13 protein-coding genes are annotated in these 19374 nt (G+C 69.8%); 6 read left to right on the top strand and 7 right to left on the bottom strand.

Features of this window, described 5'->3' with window-relative positions; translation table 11 throughout:
- Window positions 1–36 precede the first annotated feature (36 nt).
- Window positions 37–930, bottom strand: coding sequence for a TIGR01777 family oxidoreductase (locus ACFUCU_RS12775; protein ID WP_377972980.1), 894 nt, complete (start codon window positions 928–930; stop codon window positions 37–39).
- Window positions 931–1004: 74 nt separating this feature from the next.
- Between ACFUCU_RS12775 and ACFUCU_RS12770 the strand changes: the two genes are divergently transcribed.
- A complete protein-coding gene (locus ACFUCU_RS12770; protein ID WP_377972979.1) occupies window positions 1005–4610 on the top strand; it encodes a S41 family peptidase in 3606 nt (1201 codons plus the stop codon).
- A gap of 136 nt (window positions 4611–4746) precedes the next feature.
- Here ACFUCU_RS12770 and ACFUCU_RS12765 read toward each other — a convergent pair whose 3' ends face one another.
- From ACFUCU_RS12765 to ACFUCU_RS12745, 5 genes are all read right to left on the bottom strand, one after another.
- Window positions 4747–5175 carry an OsmC family protein gene (locus ACFUCU_RS12765; protein WP_290258150.1) on the bottom strand — a complete coding sequence of 143 codons (429 nt, stop codon included), beginning with the start codon at window positions 5173–5175 and terminating at the stop codon, window positions 4747–4749.
- 122 nt (window positions 5176–5297) lie between these two features.
- Window positions 5298–5648, bottom strand: coding sequence for a hypothetical protein (locus tag ACFUCU_RS12760; protein ID WP_364137791.1), 351 nt, complete (start codon window positions 5646–5648; stop codon window positions 5298–5300).
- Between the two features lie 141 nt (window positions 5649–5789).
- Window positions 5790–7550, bottom strand: coding sequence for a 2-oxoglutarate dehydrogenase, E2 component, dihydrolipoamide succinyltransferase (gene sucB, locus ACFUCU_RS12755; RefSeq protein WP_377972978.1), 1761 nt, complete (start codon window positions 7548–7550; stop codon window positions 5790–5792).
- Between the two features lie 126 nt (window positions 7551–7676).
- Window positions 7677–9062, bottom strand: coding sequence for a dihydrolipoyl dehydrogenase (gene lpdA / locus ACFUCU_RS12750; RefSeq protein ID WP_377972977.1), 1386 nt, complete (start codon window positions 9060–9062; stop codon window positions 7677–7679).
- Between the two features lie 265 nt (window positions 9063–9327).
- Window positions 9328–10854: a leucyl aminopeptidase gene (locus ACFUCU_RS12745; RefSeq protein WP_377972976.1), complete on the bottom strand. Its 1527-nt coding sequence runs from the start codon at window positions 10852–10854 to the stop codon at window positions 9328–9330.
- A gap of 342 nt (window positions 10855–11196) precedes the next feature.
- On the opposite strand from ACFUCU_RS12745, the gene ACFUCU_RS12740 reads away from it, so the two are divergent.
- The 4 genes from ACFUCU_RS12740 to ACFUCU_RS12725 all read left to right on the top strand — a co-directional run bounded on the left by ACFUCU_RS12740 (window position 11197) and on the right by ACFUCU_RS12725 (window position 16538).
- Window positions 11197–12135, top strand: coding sequence for a proteasome assembly chaperone family protein (locus tag ACFUCU_RS12740; protein WP_377972975.1), 939 nt, complete (start codon window positions 11197–11199; stop codon window positions 12133–12135).
- Window positions 12136–12170: 35 nt separating this feature from the next.
- Window positions 12171–13514 carry a nitrate/nitrite transporter gene (locus ACFUCU_RS12735; RefSeq protein ID WP_377972974.1) on the top strand — a complete coding sequence of 448 codons (1344 nt, stop codon included), beginning with the start codon at window positions 12171–12173 and terminating at the stop codon, window positions 13512–13514.
- 85 nt (window positions 13515–13599) lie between these two features.
- Window positions 13600–14961 (top strand): DUF4192 family protein, encoded by a 1362-nt coding sequence (locus ACFUCU_RS12730; protein WP_377972973.1) that lies wholly within the window; start codon window positions 13600–13602, stop codon window positions 14959–14961.
- A 245-nt stretch (window positions 14962–15206) separates the two neighbouring features.
- A complete protein-coding gene (locus ACFUCU_RS12725) occupies window positions 15207–16538 on the top strand; it encodes an RNA polymerase sigma factor (RefSeq protein ID WP_290258141.1) in 1332 nt (443 codons plus the stop codon).
- Window positions 16539–16804: 266 nt separating this feature from the next.
- On the opposite strand, the gene ACFUCU_RS12720 is transcribed toward ACFUCU_RS12725, so the two are convergent.
- On the bottom strand, window positions 16805–17026 hold the full coding sequence (locus tag ACFUCU_RS12720; protein ID WP_377972972.1) for a hypothetical protein: 222 nt from the start codon (window positions 17024–17026) through the stop codon (window positions 16805–16807).
- A gap of 217 nt (window positions 17027–17243) precedes the next feature.
- Here ACFUCU_RS12720 and ACFUCU_RS12715 point away from each other — a divergent pair, with 217 nt between their 5' ends.
- Window positions 17244–19352, top strand: coding sequence for a type IIA DNA topoisomerase subunit B (locus ACFUCU_RS12715; RefSeq protein WP_377972971.1), 2109 nt, complete (start codon window positions 17244–17246; stop codon window positions 19350–19352).
- Window positions 19353–19374: the final 22 nt, after the last annotated feature.

Here is a 19374-nt window from a genome sequence, read left to right as displayed (position 1 = left end):
GTCCGGAGAGAACCGCGGCGCTATCCCGCGGCCGAGCTACTGTCCCGCGGCCACCCAGGCGGCCGCCTCGCGCACGGTGGGATGCTGCCATTCGAATCCGGCGGCTGCCAGCTCGGCCGGCTCCATCCGCTGGCTCGCCAGCAACAGTTCGTTCGCCAGCCGGCCCAGCGCCAGCCGCAACACCGGCGCCGGTGCCGGCAGCAGGGCGGGACGGTGCAGGGCATCGGCCAGCGACCGGATCAACCCGGACACGTCGGAGGCCTCGGGGGCGCAGAGGTTGACCGGGCCCTCCAACGGGGCGGTCAGCAGGAACTCGAAGGCCCCGGCAACGTCGGGCAGCGTGACCCACGGCCAGTACTGCCGGCCGTTGCCCAGCGGGCCGCCCAGGCCGGCGCGCAGCAACGGGAGGAGCTTGCCCAGGGCGCCGCCCTTGCGGCTGAGCACCACGCCGGTGCGCGGCGTGACCACCCGCACCCCGGCCGGCGCCTGGTGGGCGGCGGCCTCCCACTCGGTGCAGATGTCGGCGAGGACGCCGTGGCCGGCGGGGGAGTCCTCGCGCAGGACGGCCGATCCGGCGTCGCCGTAGAAACCGGAGGCTGACTGGCTGAGGAAGACCGGCGGCGGTGTGGCGGAGCGCCGCATCGCGGCCACCAGTGTGGTGGTGGGCTCCAGCCGGGAGGACTTCAGCTCGGCGACCCGGCGGCTGGTCCACGGACGGTCGCCGATGCCGGCTCCGGAGAGATTGACGACGGCGTCCACGCCGCGGAGTGCGGAGTCCTCCAGCCGGCCGCTGGAGGGGTCCCACTCGATTTCCGCGGCCGTCGCGGCGGACCGCCGGACCAGGCTGACGACGTCGTGGCCGCTGGTGCGCAGCCGGGTGGTGAGGGCAGTTCCGATCAGCCCGGAGGCGCCGGCGACAAGGATTCTCATGGTTCATCTCACCATGCCCGGCGCGGCAGGGAAACCTCCCCGGGGTGCGGCGCGCCGTTGACTATGATCGAACGATGACCTCTTCGAGTTACCTCCGTTTCCCGCACCTGCACGGCGATCTGGTCACCTTCGTGGCCGAGGACGACGTCTGGGTGGCCCCGCTCGAGGGCGGCCGCGCTTGGCGTGTTTCCTCGCTGCAGTTGCCGGCCCGCAACCCGCGGTTCAGCCCCGACGGCCGGCGCCTGGTGTGGACCGTGGTGCAGGGAACGGCGCCCGAGGTGGTGACGGCCGACGTCGACGGCGGCGGCTACCGCCAGCTGAGCTACTTCGGCCATAGCTCCACCCGGGTCAAGGGCTTCACGCCCGAGGGCAACGTCGTCGTCACCAGCGCCTTCCGCCAGGGCGACAGCCGCCTTACCCACGCCTACAGCCTGCCCCTGGAGGGCGGCTCCGCCGAGGAACTCCCGTACGGTCCGGTCGAGTCCCTGGCCTACGGCACCGTCGTTGGCGACGAGCGTCCCCTCGTGCTCGCCAGCGTCCTCTCCCGCGAACCCGCCTGGTGGAAGCGCTACCGGGGCGGCACAGCCGGCAAGCTCTGGATCGACGCCGACGGCAACGGCGAATTTGAACGCCTGGTCCCGGACCTCGACGGCAACCTCACCGACCCGCTCTGGGTCGGCGGCCGCATCGCGTTCCTCTCCGACCACGAGGGCTACGGCAACCTCTACTCGGTGCTCCCGGACGGTTCGGACCTGCGCCGCCACACCGACCACGAGGACTTCTACGTCCGGCACGCCGCCACCGACGGCGAGCGGGTCATCTTCGAGTCCGCCGGCGAGCTCTGGCTCCTCAGCAGCCTCGACGCGGACGCCGTCAAACTGAACATCACCCTCGGCTCCGCCGCGCAGGGCCGCCGCTCCACGCCGCTGAAGGTCGCCCGCCACCTCGGCGAGGTCATCCCGGACCGCACCGGCGACTCCAGCGCCGTCGGGTCCCACGGCACGCTGCACTGGCTGCGGCATAAGGACGGCCCCTCACGCATCCTTGAGGCCACCCCGGGGGTCCGGGCGCGGCTGCCCCGCCCCTTCGGCGAGGGAAAGATCGCCTACATCGCGGACCACGACGGGGTCGAGGCGCTTTACCTGCGCCCGATCGCCGCGCCGCTGTCAGGAAGCAGCGCGGGAAGCAGCGCCGGCAGCCGCGGAGCCACGGCACCGGCCGCCGCCCCCGCCACCCCGAACCACTCCGACGAGGACGCCTCCCCGGCGCTGCCCCGCCCCGTCTCGGCCGCCGCGCTCACCCGTGTCGGGTCCGAGGTTGCGGCGGGCCAGGTCCACGCGGCAGCCCCACAGGCCGACGACGCCAACGCCGCCACCGCGGACGCGGCCGGCGGCACCGCCGGGGCCGAAACCGCCGCCGAGGCCCGGACGGGTTCGTCCGCCGGCACCACCCGCATCGATTTCCCCCGCCCCAGCCGCCCCAGCGCCCTGGAAGCAAGCCCGGACGGCAACTGGCTGGCCGTCGGAACCTCCTTCGGCGACATCTACCTCGCGGATACCCGCACCGGCGAGCTGACCCTGCTCACCAGCATCGGCGAGGGCACCATCGAGGGCTTCACCTGGTCCCCGGACTCCGCCTGGCTGGGCTGGGCCGAACCGGTCACCTCCTTCGGCGCCCGCACCCGGCTGCGCCTCGCGCCGGTGCCGGGCTCCGCCGAAAAGAACGGTGCAGGAAAAGACAGCGCCCAGGCGATCATCGACGTCACCGACGGCCGCTTCCGGGACGACTCCCCGGTCTTCACCCCGGACGGCAAGTTCCTGGCCTTCCTCTCCAACCGCAGCTTCGACCCGGTCTACGACGGGCACTCCTTCGACCTGTCCTTCCCCAGCCCGATCAAGCCGTACCTGGTGGCCCTCGCCGCGGAGACGCCGTCCCCGTTCGGCCCCAGCGTCGCCCTGGCCGAGGCCGTGGCCGCCGGCGGCGCCACGGACGCCTCGGGCACGACAGGCCGCCCGGATGCCAAGGACTCCGACGCCGACAGTGCGGACACCGTCCCCGCGGTCACCGTCGACCCGGAGGGCCTGGCGCACCGCGTCATCAGCGTCCCTGTGCCGCAGGGCAACTACTCCCACCTCAGCGCCGCCGCCGGAGCCCTGCTCTGGCTGGACCACGAACTGGCCGGCGTGACCGGCGACGGCCGCGCCAGCCTCGAGGACAAGAACGCGGCCCCCAGCCTGGTCCGCTTCGACCTGGCCAAGCGCCGCTGTACCACCATCGTCGAGGCCCTCGACAGCTACCGGCTCACAGGCGACGGCGAGAAGGTGGTCCTGATCCAGGACAAGCAGGTCCGCGTCAGCCCGGCCCGCACCAAGGCCGACGAGGAGTCCGGCCAGCTGGTCAAGGTGGACCTGAACCGGATCCGGGTGCGCCTGGACCCGGTCAGCGTCTGGGGCCAGGCCTTCGACGAGTCCTGGCGGCTGCAGCGCGACTTCTTCTGGACCGAGGACATGGCCGGCCAGGACTGGAACTCCGTCCACGCCCGGTACCGCCCGATCGTGGACCGCCTCGGCTCCCACGACGACCTCGTGGACCTGCTCTGGGAGATGAACGGCGAACTCGGCACCTCCCACGCCTACGTCCGGCCCGCGCTCGTCACCGAGAACGGCAGCAACGGACAGGGCCGGCTCGGCGCCGACTTCACCGCCACCGCCGACGGATGGGAGATCACCCGGATCCTCGCAGGGGAGTCCTCCGATCCGCTGGCCACCTCGCCGCTGACCCGGCCCGGCGTCGACGCGCGCCAGGGTGACGTCCTGCTGGCCATCGACGGGATCGAACTCAGCCCGGAACTCTCGCCCTCGATGCAGCTGGCCGGCGCCGCCGGACGCGCCGTCGAACTGACGCTGCGCAACGGCCCCCGCCACGGCGAACGCGCCGGGGAGCAGCGCCGCGTCGCCGTCGTCCCCGTGAAGGATGAGGAGCGGCTGCGCTACCAGGAATGGGTCGCCGGCAACCGGCGCACGGTCCGCGAGGCATCGCAGGGGACCTTCGGCTACCTGCACATCCCGGACATGATGGCCAACGGCTGGGCGCAGCTGCACCGTGACCTGGACACCGAGACCGCCCTGGACGGCCTGATCGTGGACGTCCGGCGCAACCGTGGCGGCCACACCTCCCAGCTCGTGGCGGAGCTGATCGGCCGCAAGGTCACCGGCTGGAGCATGCCCCGCGGGGAACGCCCCCGGACCTACCCGCACCACGCACCGCGCGGGCCGGTGATCATCCTCGCCGACGAGTTCGCCGGGTCCGACGGCGACATCATCACCCAGGTCTCCAAGCTCCGCGGCATCGGCCCGGTCATCGGCACCCGGACCTGGGGCGGCGTCGTCGGGATCGACAACCGGTTCTCGCTGGCGGACGGCACCGGCGTCACCCAGCCGCGGTACGCCAACTGGTTCGCCGGGGGAGTCGGCTGGGGCGTTGAGAACTACGGCGTCGACCCGGACATCGAGGTGACGTTCCCGCCGCACGCGTACGCCGCCGGCAGCGACCCGCAGCTCGAATACGGCATCGGTGCGCTCAAGGAAATGATCCAGGAGCTGCCCACGGACCGGCCGCCGCTGCGCGAGGGCTACCGCAACGTCCGCCCGGCCCCGCTGCCGCCCCGCCGGCAGGGCTAGCGCCGCAGGGCTGGCGCCGGCCGGGACTTTCCCGCCGCGGCCGGCAGCCTGCAGCGGCCGGCAGCCCGCGCGCACGGCAAAGGCCCCCGCCCACCGGGAAACCGGAGGGCGGGGGCCTTTATGTCGGCGCTTCAGGCTACGCGGCCAGGGTGGCGTCGAGGGTGATGGTGATCCCGGTCAGCGCGGCGGAGACGGGGCAGCCGGTCTTGGCTTCCTCGGCGATGCGCTGGAAGTCCTCCTGGGAGAGACCCGGGACCTTGGCGTTCAGGGTGAGGTGGCTGCCGGTGATGCCGGTGCCCGGCTCGAACGTGACATCGGCCTTGGTGTTGACCTCGTCCGGGGTGTGGCCGGCCTGCGCGAGGGCGTGGCTGAAGGCCATCGAGAAGCAGGCGGAATGCGCGGCGGCGATCAGTTCCTCGGGGCTGGTCTTGCCTTCGGCGGACTCGGCGCGGGCCTTCCAGGTGACATCGAAGGTGCCGAGCCCGGAGCTGTCCAGGCTGGTGTTCCCTGCCCCGGTCATCAGGTCGCCGTTCCATACAGTGTGTGCGGTGCGTGTCGTTGCCATATCCACTCCTCAGCGTCGTTGATCCAGGAGTCCGGCGTCCGGACCCTGCCGCTCTCCATCCTAGGGTTAACGATGGCGGCGGCGCACCCGGGTGGGTGCGCCGCCGCCGTCGAAGCGCGGGACTACTGCCAGATGGTGGCGATGGCGATGTTCAGCAGCGCCAGGCCGCCGACAGCGTGGGCGAGGCCCTTGCCGACGGGCTCGTCCTTCTTGTACCGGCGGCGGCCGATGAAGGCCAGTACCGCGACGACGAGCGCCACGACGAACTTGATGCCCAGCTTGGCGTAGTTGACGTCCATGTCCAGGGCCGGGATCAGGCCCATCATGGCGATGCCCGTGATCAGCTGCAGCACGGCGCCGTCGAACTGGCGCGGGTGGACGGTGGGCTTCTTCATCTGGCCGATCCAGATGCCGACGATCATGGTGGCGCCGATGATGTGGAGGAAGACCAGGATGTCGAACAAAATTTTCATGGCTTCAGTCTAACCAGAGAATTCTACGGTCCGTAGTAAGACGGCGACGGCGGCGCGGTCCGCCGGTGGTTTCCCACCGTGGCCCGCACCGCCGTCGACGTCTGGTGCTGTGTGGCCCCCGGAACCGGGGACCGCCTGCCGCTAGAGGCCCAGGTCGGCCTCGAAGGCGCCTTCCTCGAGGCGTGCCTTCAGCGTCTGCAGGAAGCGTCCCGCATCCGCGCCGTCCACCAGGCGGTGGTCGTAGGTCAGCGAGAGGTACATCATCGAGCGGATCGCGATCGAGTCGTCGCCGTTCTCGTCCGAGACCACCACGGCGCGCTTGACGATCGCACCGGTGCCCAGGATGGCGACCTGAGGCTGGTTGATGATCGGGGTGTCGAAGAGGGCGCCCACGGAACCGATGTTGGTGATGCTGAAGGTTCCACCGGAGAGCTCATCCGGGCCGATCTTGCCGTTGCGGGTGCGGTCGGCGACGTCGGCGATCTTGCCGGAGAGGCCGGCGAGGTTCAGGTTGCCGGCGTCGGAGATGACCGGAACCAGCAGGCCCTTGTCGGTGTCCACCGCGATCGCCAGGTGCTCGGCATTGTGATAGGTGATCTCCTGCTTGTCCTCGTCGTAGGACGCGTTCAGCTTCGGGTGCTGCTTCAGGGCCTCGGCGACGGCCTTGGCGATGAAGGGCAGGAAGGTCAGCTTGGAGCCGTTCTGCGCCTGGAACGAGTTCTTAGCGCGGGCACGCAGCTTGGCGACCTTGGTCATGTCGACCTCGTGCACCTGGGTCAGCTGGGTGGAGACGTCCAGGGATTCGCGCATGCGGCGGGCGATGACCTGGCGGATGCGCGGGGCCTTCTGGACGGTGCCGCGCAGCGAGGAAGCCTCGGCGGTGGGCGCCGCGGACGGGGTCTTCGCGGCAGCCGGGGCGGCGGCGGCCGGAGCGGCCTTCGCCTCGGCGGCGGCCAGGACGTCCTGTTTGCGGATGCGGCCGCCGACGCCGGTGCCGGTCAGCGAGGAGATCTCGACGCCGTGCTGGTTGGCCAGCTTGCGGACCAGGGGAGTGACGTAGCCGGATTCGCTCGAGGAGGCGGCGGGCGCCTCCTGCTTGGCGGGGGCGGCGGGAGCCGGGGCTGCGGCCGGGGCGGGAGCCTTCGGGGCTTCCTGCTTCGGAGCTTCCTGCTTCGGTGCCTCGGGAGCCGGGGCAGCGGCCGGAGCCGGGGCGGCTTCCTGCTTGGGAGCCTCCTGTTTCGGGGCCTCGGGGGCCGGAGCGGGGGCCGGGGCGGCGGCGCCGGAGCCGATGACGGCCAGGACGGAGCCGACCTCGGCGGTCTCGTCCTCGGCGACGCGGATTTCCTGCAGTGTGCCGGCAACGGGGGAGGGGATCTCGGTGTCGACCTTGTCGGTGGAGACCTCGAGCAGCGGCTCGTCGACCTCGACCGAGTCGCCGACGCTCTTGAGCCAGCGGGTGACGGTGCCTTCCGTGACGCTCTCGCCCAGGGCCGGGAGGGTGACCTCGTGGCCTTCGCCGGCGGGGGCGGCGGCCGGGGCCTCGGCAGCGGCCGGGGTCTCGTCTTCAGGGGCCGGAGCCTCGGTACCGGACGGGGTCTCGGCGGGGGCTTCCTCGGCCGGGGCGGCTTCCGCGGGAGCGGCCGGGGCGGCGTCAGCGGAGCCGGAGCCGTCGCCGATGCGCACCAGCGGGGCGCCGACCTCGGCGGTCTCGTCTTCGGCCACGAGGATTTCCTCGATCACGCCGGCGATCGGAGAGGGGATCTCGGTGTCTACTTTGTCGGTGGAGACTTCGAGCAGGGGCTCGTCCACCTCTACCCGGTCACCTACCTGCTTGAGCCAGCGGGTGACGGTTCCTTCGGTGACGCTCTCACCGAGGGCGGGCAAGTTAACGGATTCAGACATGTCGTCCCCGTTCTCCTTATTGATCTTTAGTGCGGATGATTGCTGCCTGGTTCGAGCTTAGTGCACCCGGTTTTTCGGGCCGGGTGCACTAAGCGCGGTGGTCTTGCGGTGCTGCGGTGGGGGCTGTTAGCCGTGCAGCGGCTTGCCGGCGAGGGCCAGGTGAGCCTCGCCCAGGGCCTCGTTCTGGGTCGGGTGGGCGTGCACCAGCTGGGCCACGTCCTCCGGGTAGGCTTCCCAGTTCACGATCAGCTGGGCCTCGCCGATCTGCTCGCCCATGCGGGAGCCGATCATGTGGACGCCGACGACGGGGCCGTCCTTCTGGCGGACCAGCTTGACCAGGCCGGAGGTGCCCAGGATGGAGCTTTTGCCGTTGCCGGCCAGGTTGTATTCCTGGGTCTCGATCTGGTCATCGCCGAACTTGGCCTTGGCAGCCTTCTCGGTGTAACCGACGGTCGCGATCTCCGGCTCGGAGTAGGTGACCTTGGGGATGTTTACGTCTTCGACGACGACCGGCTTGAGGCCGGCGATTTCCTCGGCGACGAAGATGCCCTGCTGGTAACCGCGGTGGGCCAGCTGGACGCCGGGGACGATGTCGCCGACGGCGTAGATGTTGCCGACGCCGGTGTGCAGGCGCTCGTTGGTGATCACGAAGCCGCGGTCGATGGTCAGGCCGGCCTCTTCGTAGCCGAGGTTGGCGGTGACCGGGCCGCGGCCGACGGCCACGAGCATGAGGTCGGCTTCGAAGGTCTTGCCGTCCACCAGGGTGACCTTGACGCCGTCGTTGTTCTGCTCGACGCCCTGGAAGAAGGTGCCGGTGGAGAACCTGATGCCGCGCTTCTTGAAGGCGCGCTCGAAGTTCTTGACGATCGTGGCGTCCTCGTTCGGGACGAGGGAGGGCAGGCCCTCGATGATGGTGACGTCCACGCCGAAGGACTTCCAGACCGAGGCGAACTCGACGCCGATGACGCCGCCGCCGAGGATGATGGCGCTCTTCGGGATGAAGTCCATGGTCAGCGCCTCGTCCGAGGTGATGACCTTGCCGCCGATCTCGAGGCCCGGCAGGGTGCGGGAGTAGGAGCCGGTGGCCAGGACGATGTTCTTGCCCTTGTACGCGGTGCCGTTGACCACGACGGTGTCGGTGCCCTGGAGCTTGCCTTCACCCTCGATGACCGTGATGGCCTTCTTGGACTTGATCAGACCCTGGAGGCCCTTGTACTTGCCGGCGATGATGCCGTCCTTGTACGAGTTGACCGTGGAGATGTCGATGCTGTCCAGGCTCACGTTGACGCCGTACTTGGCGGAGTCACGGGCGTGGTCGGCCAGTTCGGCGGAGTGCAGCAGGGCCTTGGTGGGGATGCAGCCGTTGTGCAGGCAGGTGCCGCCGAGCTTGCCCTTTTCGATGAGGCCGACGGTGAGGCCGAGCTGGACGGCGCGGAGGGCGGTGGCGTAGCCGCCGCTGCCGCCGCCGAGTACCAGGATGTCGAATTCTTGCGCAGTTGCCTGATCGGCCACTAAAACGCTCCCTCGCGTGAACGATGACGCGAGAGTACGCATCATCTGGTCTTGGAATCTGTCTGCCGTGATTATGCCAGCAGACGGCTTCCCTTTCGTGTGGAATTGCTTCCATGAAGCTGAATGCTTTGAAACTACGGTTCACCTTAGCGAACCACTAATCCATGCTCCACCTTGCCGTGGCGTTTGTGGAGCGCTTGTGTCCAGTCTCACGCGGGCCTGTGGCCGGGGTATCAGCCCCGGCCACAGGCCCGCGGAAGAGGGCTTACTTGGCGGCGAGGACGTCCTCGACGTAGGCCACCAGGGTGCGGACGGTGCAGCCGGTGCCCTGCTTGTGGTTGTAGCCGTAGGGGCTGCCGTTGTTGAAGGACGGGCCGGCGATGTCGATGTGGGCCCAGGGGATCTGCTCCCCGTCCTTGCCCTTGCCGACGAATTCCTTCAGGAACACGGCGGCGGTCATCATGCCGCCGTGGCGTTCGCCGATGTTGGCGATGTCCGCCACCTGGGAGTCCAGGCTGGGGCGCAGTTCCTCCGGCAGCGGCATCGGCCAGACCAGCTCGCCGGCGCGGTCCGCGGCGGCTTTCAGGGCGCCCGTGACGGACTCGGAGCCCATGACGCCGGCGGTGCGGTTGCCCAGGGCGATCAGCTGCGCGCCGGTGAGGGTAGCGACGTCGATGATGACGTCCGGGTGCTCCTCGCTGGCCGCGACGATGCCGTCAGCCATGACCAGGCGGCCCTCGGCGTCGGTGTTCAGCACCTCGACGGTCTTGCCGCCGAAGATGGTGAGCACGTCGGCGGGGCGCTGGGCCGCACCGGAGGGCATGTTCTCGGCGATGCAGAGCCAGGCGGTGGCCTTGACCGGCAGGCCCATCTCGGCCAGGGCCAGGACGGTGTTAAGGACGACGGCGGCGCCCGCCATGTCCGACTTCATCTCACCCATGCCCAGGTGCGGCTTGAGCGAGATGCCGCCGGTGTCGAACGTGATGCCCTTGCCCACCAGGGCAACCTTGGCGGTGGCCTTGGCCGGCGCGTACTCGACCTTGACCAGGCGCGGCTGGCGGGTGGAGCCCTTGCCGACACCCAGGATGCCGCCGAAGCCGTCCTTTTCGAGGCGCTTCTCGTCCCAGACGGTCACCTTGACCGGCAGGCCCTTGGCCAGGTCCTTGGCGGCCTCGGCGAAGGTCTCCGGGTAGAGGTGGCTCGGCGGCTGGTTGACCAGGGTGCGGGTGGCGTTGACGGCCTTGCCGATCAGCGCGGCGCGGTCCAGGGCCGGCTGCAGGAGGCCCTTGGTGGCGGCCAGGTCGGTGAGGATGCGCACGTTGCGGACCGGCTCCTTGAGCCCGTCCTTGGAGGAGCGGTGTTCGGTGTAGGCGTAGGCACCCATGGCCGCACCCTCGGCGATCGCGGCGACGGCGGCGGCGTCCGGGGCGGGCAGGGCCAGGGTCACGGTGCCCAGGCCGGCCAGCTGCCGGATGGCCGAGCCGGCGGCGCGGCGCAGGGCCTCCTCGCCCAGGGCGGTGCCGGGCGTGACCTTGCCGACGCCGGCGAGGACCAGGACCGGGGCTCCGGCCTCGGGCAGGCCGGGCAGGCGGTGTGCCTGGTCGGCGGCACCGGTGACGCCGAGGGCGGCCAGTGAGTCGGCGAGGGCCTCGGCGGCCTTGGCGGTCAACGGGTTCTCCAGCAGGACGGGGCCGTCGGTGCCCTGTCCGACGCCCACGACGAGGGCATCGGAGGGGGACTTCTTCACGTCTCCGGCGACGGCGCTCAGTTTGACTTCGGTATTCTTGACCACCAGGACAGTCCTCAATTCTCTGTGCTTCGTAAGCAGGGACTGCATGTTTGGCGCCCTGCCATGGGACCCGGGCCACCGGGAACGACGTACGTCCCGCCGGCATCACCCGGGCCGGCCCTCAGGCCAGCTTCGATCGTAGTCTCTTGCAGCGGCCGGAACCGCATTTTCTGAGACGTGGCCCACAGTGGGCGCAGGAATTAGCCCGGCGGCCGGGGCGTTGGACCTGACAAAGGACAAATGCCGCGGCGACGCGGGCCCTCCGCCCAAGGTACCGCAGCCCCGCCGGGCGCCCGCTGGGCCCGGCAGACGGCCCCGCTTGGGCCGCATGGAGGAAAGGAATACGTGATGGAACGGATAACAGGTTCCCTGCTTGATCCGGCAACGCTGTACGTCCGTGACGACGCGCTGTTCCACAGCCCCGAACTGAGGGGCCTCGATCTGCTGATGGGCTTCACCGGGTTTGCCGACGCCGGCCACGTGGTCCGGCAGATCACCACGGAACTGGTCGACAACCTGGCCGCCGAGCTGGTGGCGGAGTTCGACGCCGACCAGCTGATGGACTACCGGTCCCGCCGACCGCAGATTAGCTTCGTCGAGGACCACCTGCAGGACTACCAGGCTCCGCGGCTGTCCCTGTACCGGCTGCGCGACGGGCTGGGCAAACCCTTCCTCCTCCTCGCCGGGTTCGAGCCCGACCTGCAGTGGGAACGGTTCGCACGCGCCGTCGTCGGCATCGTGGAGGAACTCGACGTCAACCTCACAGCCTGGATCCACTCCATCCCCATGCCGGTGCCGCACACCCGCCCGGTCGGCGTCACGGTCCACGGCAACCGCCCGGACCTGATCGAGGGCATCTCCGTCTGGAAGCCCACCGTTGAGGTTCCCGCGGCCATCGGCCACATCCTGGAGCTGCGCCTCGAAGCCGCCCACCGGGACGTGGCCGGCTACGTCATCCACGTCCCGCACTACCTGGCCGAGGCCGAATACCCGAACGCCGCCGTCGCCGGCCTGGAATACCTCGGCGCCGCGACCGCGCTGATGCTCCCCACCGACCGGCTCCGCGAGGCGGGCCGGGAGGTCGGCCGCCAGATCGCCGAACAGATCGAGGCCTCCGAAGACGTCCAGCAGGTGGTGTCCCGGCTCGAGACCCGCTACGACGAGAAGGCCGAGGGTACGGTCCGCCGCTCGCTGCTTGCCGACGAGAACGACCAGCTGCCCAACGCGGACGACCTCGGCGCCGCCGTAGAGGCCTACCTGGCCCGTAAAGAACCCGGCGAATAAATAATCTTTATCCGTCGCGGGGGCATAATGGGGGAGTGACGTATCCCCGTGCCTGGCTCATCTGGATCATCGGGGTTTTCGCCTATCTGGTTGCCGTGAGCCAGCGCACCTCCTTCGGGGTCGTCGGCCTCGAAGCCACCGCCCGCTTCCACGCCAGCGCGGCCGAGATCTCCTTCTTCACCGTCCTGCAGCTGCTGGTCTATGCGGCGTTGCAGATCCCTGTGGGCATCCTGGTGGACCGTTTCGGGTCCCGGGCCATGCTCGCCGGCGGCGCCCTGCTGATGGGCCTGGGCCAGCTCCAGCTCGCCTTCGCCGACAGCATCCCCGGCGGCGTGCTGGGCCGCGTCCTGGTGGGTGCGGGGGATGCGATGACGTTTGTCTCCGTGATCCGGCTCATCCCGCTTTGGTTCGCCGCCTCCCGGGTTCCGCTGCTGACCCAGCTCACCGGCATGTCAGGCCAGCTCGGCCAGCTCTTTTCCGTGGTGCCCTTCGCCCTCATCCTGCATTCCGCCGGCTGGACGCCCGCCTTCCTGACCCTCGCCGGCATGTCCGGGCTCGCCCTGGTCCTGACCGTCGTGCTGCTCCAGGACCTGCCGCCCGGGCACCCCGCACCGGCCCCGGCCCAGGGGCTGCGCGCCACGGGGGTATCGCTCGGCGACGCCTGGCGGCAGCCGGGAACCCGGCTGGGCCTCTGGAGCCACTTCACCGTGCAGTTCAGCGGCACCGTCTTCGCGATGACGTGGGGCTACCCCTTCCTGATTTCCGCGCAGGGGCTGAACGCCGGGACGGTGTCCGCGCTGATGGCCCTCTATGTCGCCGCCGCGATCGTGGCCGGTCCGTTGATGGGGAGCTTCGTCGCGCGGCACCCGCTGCGCCGTTCCACCATGGTGCTGCTGATCTCCGGGGCCACCGCCGCCGCGTGGGCGGCGGTCCTGCTGCAGCCCGGGCGGTCGCCGCTGTGGCTGCTGGCCGTCCTGGTGGTGGTGCTGGCCGTCGGCGGCCCGGGCTCCATGATCGGCTTCGACTTCGCCCGTACCTTTAACCCGGCCCACCGGATCGGGACGGCCACCGGCATCGTGAACGTGGGTGGTTTCATCGCCGCGCTGCTGGCCATCTTCCTGATCGGGCTGGCCCTCGACTTCCAGCACGGGGCGGGGCTCTCGCCCGGCGGCCTCTACAGCCTGGACGCCTTCCGCGTGGCGCTCTGCGTGCATTTCATCCTGCTGGGCGGCGGCGCGACGGCGATCCTCATCATCCGCCGCAAGGTCCGCCGGCAGATGGCCGCACAGGGCGTGGTGGTCCCGCCGCTGCGGGACGCGATCGCCCGGCAGCGGCGCGTCGTGGCCGAACGACGGCGCGACGGCGGCACCGTCCGCTAGCTCCGCGGGCGCTGCTCCAGCTGCTTATCCACATAGCGTTGCCGACCTGCTGACCGCGTGCGGTGCCCGGGGCGAAGCTGACGGCATGACAGCTCCCGATCACCTGACAATTTCCGGTCCCGCCGACGTCCTCGGTTTCATCCCGCACTCACTGGGCTACTGGCCGGCCAGCAGCGTGGTGGCGATGACCATGCAGGGAAAGCGCCTCGGCGCCACCCTCAGGGTCGACCTCCCCGGCCCCGGCCGATTCGACAGGGCACACCTGCGCGCCTTCGCCGGGTCTGTCGCCGGCTACCTTGTGGCGGACCGGGACGCCGACGGCTCTCTCCTGGCCCTCTTCACCGCGCCGCCCGCGGAGGGCGAGGCCGCCGAACCGCGCCCCGTCAGGCACCCGGCGCCGCCGCAGCAGTCCCTGGACCGGCTGCTGCGGGAACTGGAGACCGCGCTGGCCTCCGCCGGGCTGCCAGTCCGGGACGCCTGGATCGTGGGGGAGCGGTACTGGCGGAACGCCCACTGCACGGACCCGGGCTGCTGCGCACCACCGGGCCGGCCCGTCGAGGAGATCCGCGACAGCGTCCTCAGCGCCGAGATGGTGTTCCGTGGCAGCCGGGTGGGTGCGGCGCCGGGCTCCGCCGGTCCTGCCGGATCGCCCGGATTGTCCGGGCCGGCGGGAATGGGCGGTTCGGCGGATCACAGCCGGCCGGGCCGGGACCCGGCCAGAGTGCTCGCGGTTGAGCAGGGCTTCCTCGACGGGTTCGGCACGCGCTGGCGGGACCGGCGGCAGTTCGATGCGGTCCTCGACGTCTGGGAATGCGTCCTCGACGGGCCACCGGCAACACCTGATCGGGATCTCGCGCCAAGCAGTGTTGCGGCCCGGACTGCGGACGGGATGCCGGATGATCTGGCCGGCTACCTTCGGGCCACCCTGTGCGTGGCGTCCTGGCGGGATGCGGTGCTGGTCCTGGCCGCGGCCGGACGGCGGCCGGCCGTCGCCGGAGCGGAGGACTTCGGCCTGCTGGACGACGGGCCGGGCGCCGACCCCCTGCTGCCGGACGGAATGACCCGGCCCGCAAATGCCCCGGCGGGAAGCCCCGGACCGGCCGCGCGGACCCTTCCGCCCCCGCCGGGGTATGGGGAGGTCCTCCTCGGCCTGGAGCCCGTCACTCCGGACTGGCGGCGGCTGTCGCGACTGGACGCTGTGCTGGATGTTCTCTCCACCTGCGGCGCCGGGGAGTCCCGGGCCGCAGCCCTCACCAGCCGCGGCTGGATCGAATGGTGCCGGGGCCGCGGCTCCTACGCCGCGGCACTTTACGGCGCGGCCGCCGCCGAGTACCCGGGGTACCGGCTCGCGGAGCTGCTGGGAGAGCTGGCCCGGCGCGGAACCCTCTGCGGCTGGGCGGCCAGGAAGGAGTCGGCCTGGCAGAAATTCGACCCGGACGCCGCCTAGCCCGGACGCCGGACGGGCCCCTGATTCGGAAAAGCATGAGACAATGAAGGTCGAGACCCGGTTGGGTCCGTGTATCTGGTGTGTGTAGCGAACCTTGGAAACAGGGAACATTACGGTCGCTCCGGCAGTTCTACCTAGTGGCTCTGCTGGTCCCGATTTCACCTGATGGAAAACACGGACTTGACAGGGTCATAGTGGTGTTGCCCGTATGGCGATTCCACAGACCACCGCTAGAAAGGTTTTCTGTGACCCCGTCTTCCCAGAAGAAGGACCCCGCCGACCAGGCCGTCTTGTCCCCCGAGGAGAAGAAGGCGGCGGCGAATGCCAAGCGCGCCGCCACCCGTGCAGCGAACAAGGCTGCCAAGGATGCGGCCGCCGCCGCGGGCGACGACTCCGCCGCCGACGCCAAGCCTGCGCCCAAGAAGCGCGGCCCTAAGCCCGGCGCGAAGGCCGCCGCCGAGGCCGCCAACAAGTCCCAGGACGAGGATATTGACGAAGTTGAGGTCGACGAGGACCTCGACGACGTCACGCCCGACGCCACCGAACTGACCGAGGAGGGCGAGGAGGCGGCCGGCAAGACCGCCGCAGCCCCTACCGGATCCGGCTTCGTCTACTCCGACGCGGACGACGACGACGCCCCGGTCCAGCAGGTCATGTCCGCCGGCGCCACCGCCGACCCCGTCAAGGACTACCTCAAGCAGATCGGTAAGGTCGCCCTGCTGAACGCCGAGCAGGAAGTCGACCTCGCGCTCCGCATCGAGGCCGGCCTGTTCGCCGAGGAGAAGCTCGCCGCGGACGACGGATCCATGGATCCGAAGCTCAAGCGCGAACTCGAATACATCATCCACGACGGCAAGCGCGCCAAGAACCACCTGCTGGAGGCCAACCTCCGTCTCGTGGTCTCCCTGGCCAAGCGCTACACCGGCCGCGGCATGCTGTTCCTGGACCTGATCCAGGAAGGCAACCTGGGCCTGATCCGCGCTGTCGAGAAGTTCGACTACACCAAGGGCTTCAAGTTCTCCACCTACGCCACCTGGTGGATCCGCCAGGCCATCACCCGCGCCATGGCGGACCAGGCCCGCACCATCCGAATCCCGGTGCACATGGTCGAGGTCATCAACAAGCTCGCCCGCGTCCAGCGCCAGATGCTCCAGGACCTGGGCCGCGAACCCACGCCGGAAGAGCTGGCCCTCGAGCTGGACATGACGCCGGAAAAGGTCGTCGAGGTCCAGAAGTACGGCCGCGAACCCATCTCGCTGCACACCCCGCTGGGTGAGGACGGCGACTCCGAGTTCGGCGACCTGATCGAGGACTCCGAGGCCGTCGTCCCCGCCGATGCGGTGAGCTTCACCCTGCTGCAGGAACAGCTGCACTCGGTGCTCGACACCCTCTCGGAGCGCGAGGCCGGCGTCGTCGCCATGCGCTTCGGCCTGACCGACGGCCAGCCGAAGACTTTAGACGAAATCGGCAAGGTCTACGGCGTGACCCGCGAACGCATCCGCCAGATCGAATCCAAGACCATGTCCAAGCTGCGCCACCCGTCGCGGTCGCAGGTCCTCCGGGACTACCTGGACTAAGTCCCGGCATCACCGCCGGCACTGCCGGCACGCCACAGCGGGGCCGCGTCCCTCCCGGGCCCACCAGGGGCCGGGCAGGACGCGGCCCCGCTCTCGTTGGTGCCGGGCGCACCGTGGCAGCGGTCGTCCCGCCGCGCCGGCATGTGAACGCCGGCATGTCGAACGCCGGCACGTGAACGCCGGCACAAACTACGGCACCTTAAACGACCGCACCTTAAACGACGAAGGGCCCCTCCGCAGTGGAGGGGCCCTTCGCAGTGGAGGTCTTAATCGACCGGAACCGGTTCTTTTTCGTTGAGGCGGCCCGACTCGTCGTGCCAGTCGGAGCTGAGCGGGCGAAGGTTCGGTTCAACGGCGCGTGCGTGGTGGGCGCAGAAGAGAAGCTCACCGCCGGAGGCTCCGAGGACAACGCGGACATATGCCTGAGCTCCGCAACGGTCACACCGGTCAGCGGTAGTGAGTGTGCGGTCCGCAACTGCTGTGGTCATGTTCGGCCTCCTTAGTAGATCGATACGTCTATATAACCAGCATTCGCTCCCAATCCATGGCACGGATGGGCCACTTTCGCTGTGCGCGTATCACGTCCCCGTAACGGCGTGCGCCGGGCCACATTCCGGCGGGGAGTGGCAACCAAAAGAGCGGCCCGCGGCCGACTACGCTAGGAAGAGCGTATTTTTCGCGTTTCACCGAAGGAGTTCCCCACCCGTGGCACCAAGTTCTGATTACACCGCCCGGCACCTTTCCGTGCTGGAGGGCCTGGAGGCCGTCCGCAAACGCCCCGGCATGTACATCGGATCCACGGACTCGCGGGGCCTGATGCACTGCCTTTGGGAGATCATCGACAACTCCGTCGACGAGGCCCTGGCCGGCTTCGGCCACGACATCAAGATCATCCTGCACGCGGACAACTCGGTGGAGATCCACGACGACGGCCGCGGCATCCCGATCGACGTCGAACCCAAGACCGGCCTCACCGGCGTCGAGGTCGTCTTCACCAAGCTGCACGCCGGCGGCAAGTTCGGCGGCGGCTCCTACACCGCCTCCGGCGGCCTGCACGGCGTCGGCGCCTCCGTGGTCAACGCCCTCTCTTCCCGCCTGGACGTCGAGGTGGACCGCGGCGGCAAGACCTACAAGATGTCCTTCCGCCGCGGCGAACCGGGCCGCTTCAAGGACCCCGGCACCCGCCCCGACCCGGCCGCCGTCTTCGAGCCCTTCGTCGACGGCTCCGTGCTCGACGTCGTCGGCAAGGCCAAGCGCGGCGTCACCGGCACCCGCATCCGCTACTGGGCGGACCGGCAGATCTTCACCCCGGACGCCAAGTTCTCCTACGAGGACCTCGCCGCCCGCGCCCGGCAGACCTCCTTCCTGGTGCCCGGCCTCAAACTCACCGTGCGCGACGAGCGGAAGGTTCCGGGCACGCCCGGGGAGGCCGGCCCGCACGAGGAGGTCTTCCACCACGACGGCGGCATCTCCGAATTCGTCGAATTCCTCGCCGCCGACCCGGCCGTCACCGACGTCTGGCGGCTGCACGGCGCCGGCAAGTTCAAGGAGACCGTCCCCGTTCTGGACGAGCGCGGCCACAGCCAGCTCGCCGAGGTCGAACGCGACTGCGAAGTTGATGTGGCCCTGCGCTGGGGCATCGGCTACGACAGCACGGTCCGCAGCTTCGTCAACATCATCTCCACCCCGAAGGGCGGCACCCACCAGTCCGGCTTCGAGCAGGCCCTGGTGAAGACCTTCCGTAAGGCCGTCGAGGCCAACGCCCGGAAGCTCAAGGCCGGCAACGACAAGCTGGAGAAGGACGACATCTTCGCCGGGCTCACCGCCGTGCTCACCGTCCGCCTGGCCGAACCGCAGTTCGAGGGCCAGACCAAGGAAATCCTCGGCACCTCCGCGGTCCGGGCGATCGTCGCGAAGGTGGTGGAGCGGGAAATCAACGCCAAGCTCACCTCCGCCAACCGCAACGACAAAGCCCAGTCGGCGCTGCTGCTGGAAAAGGTCGTCAGCGAGATGAAGTCCCGCATCTCGGCCCGCGTCCACAAGGAAACCCAGCGGCGCAAGAACGCCCTGGAAACCTCCTCGATGCCGACCAAGCTCGCGGACTGCCGCACGGACGACGTCGAACGCTCCGAACTGTTCATTGTCGAGGGCGACTCCGCGCTCGGCACCGCCAAACTGGCCCGCTCCTCGGACTTCCAGGCGCTGCTGCCGATCCGCGGCAAGATCCTCAACGTCCAGAAGGCGTCGGTGGGGGACATGCTCTCCAACGCCGAATGCGCCGCGCTGATCCAGGTGGTGGGCGCCGGCTCCGGCCGCAGCTTCGATATCTCGGCCGCGCGGTACGGCAAGGTCATTCTGATGACCGACGCCGACGTCGACGGCGCCCACATCCGCACGCTGCTGCTGACGCTGTTCTTCCGCTACATGCGGCCCATGATCGACGAGGGCCGCGTCTTCGCCGCCGTCCCGCCGCTGCACCGGGTGGAGGTCATCAATGCCGGCCAGAAGGCCAACGAGATGATCTACACCTACTCGGAGGCCGAGCTGCACCAGCTGCTGGGCCGGCTCGCAAAGGAGGGCAAGCGCTACAAGGAACCCATCCAGCGCTACAAGGGCCTGGGCGAGATGGACGCCGAGCAGCTCGCGGAGACGACCATGGATCCGCGGCACCGCACGCTGCGGAAGGTCCGGGTGGAGAACGCCCGCCAGGCCGAGGAGATCTTCGACCTGCTGATGGGCTCCGACGTCGCCCCGCGCAAGGACTTCATCATCGCCGGCGCCGCCAGCCTGGACCGGGAACGCATCGACGCCTAAGGCGCAAGGGTCGAAGGCGCCG

Source organism: Arthrobacter sp. NPDC057259, from assembly GCF_042668995.1.
Classification (GTDB): Bacteria; Actinomycetota; Actinomycetes; order Actinomycetales; family Micrococcaceae; genus Arthrobacter.
The sequence above is the reverse complement of the archived record's forward strand: the minus strand, read 5'-3'. Positions and strand labels throughout refer to the sequence as shown.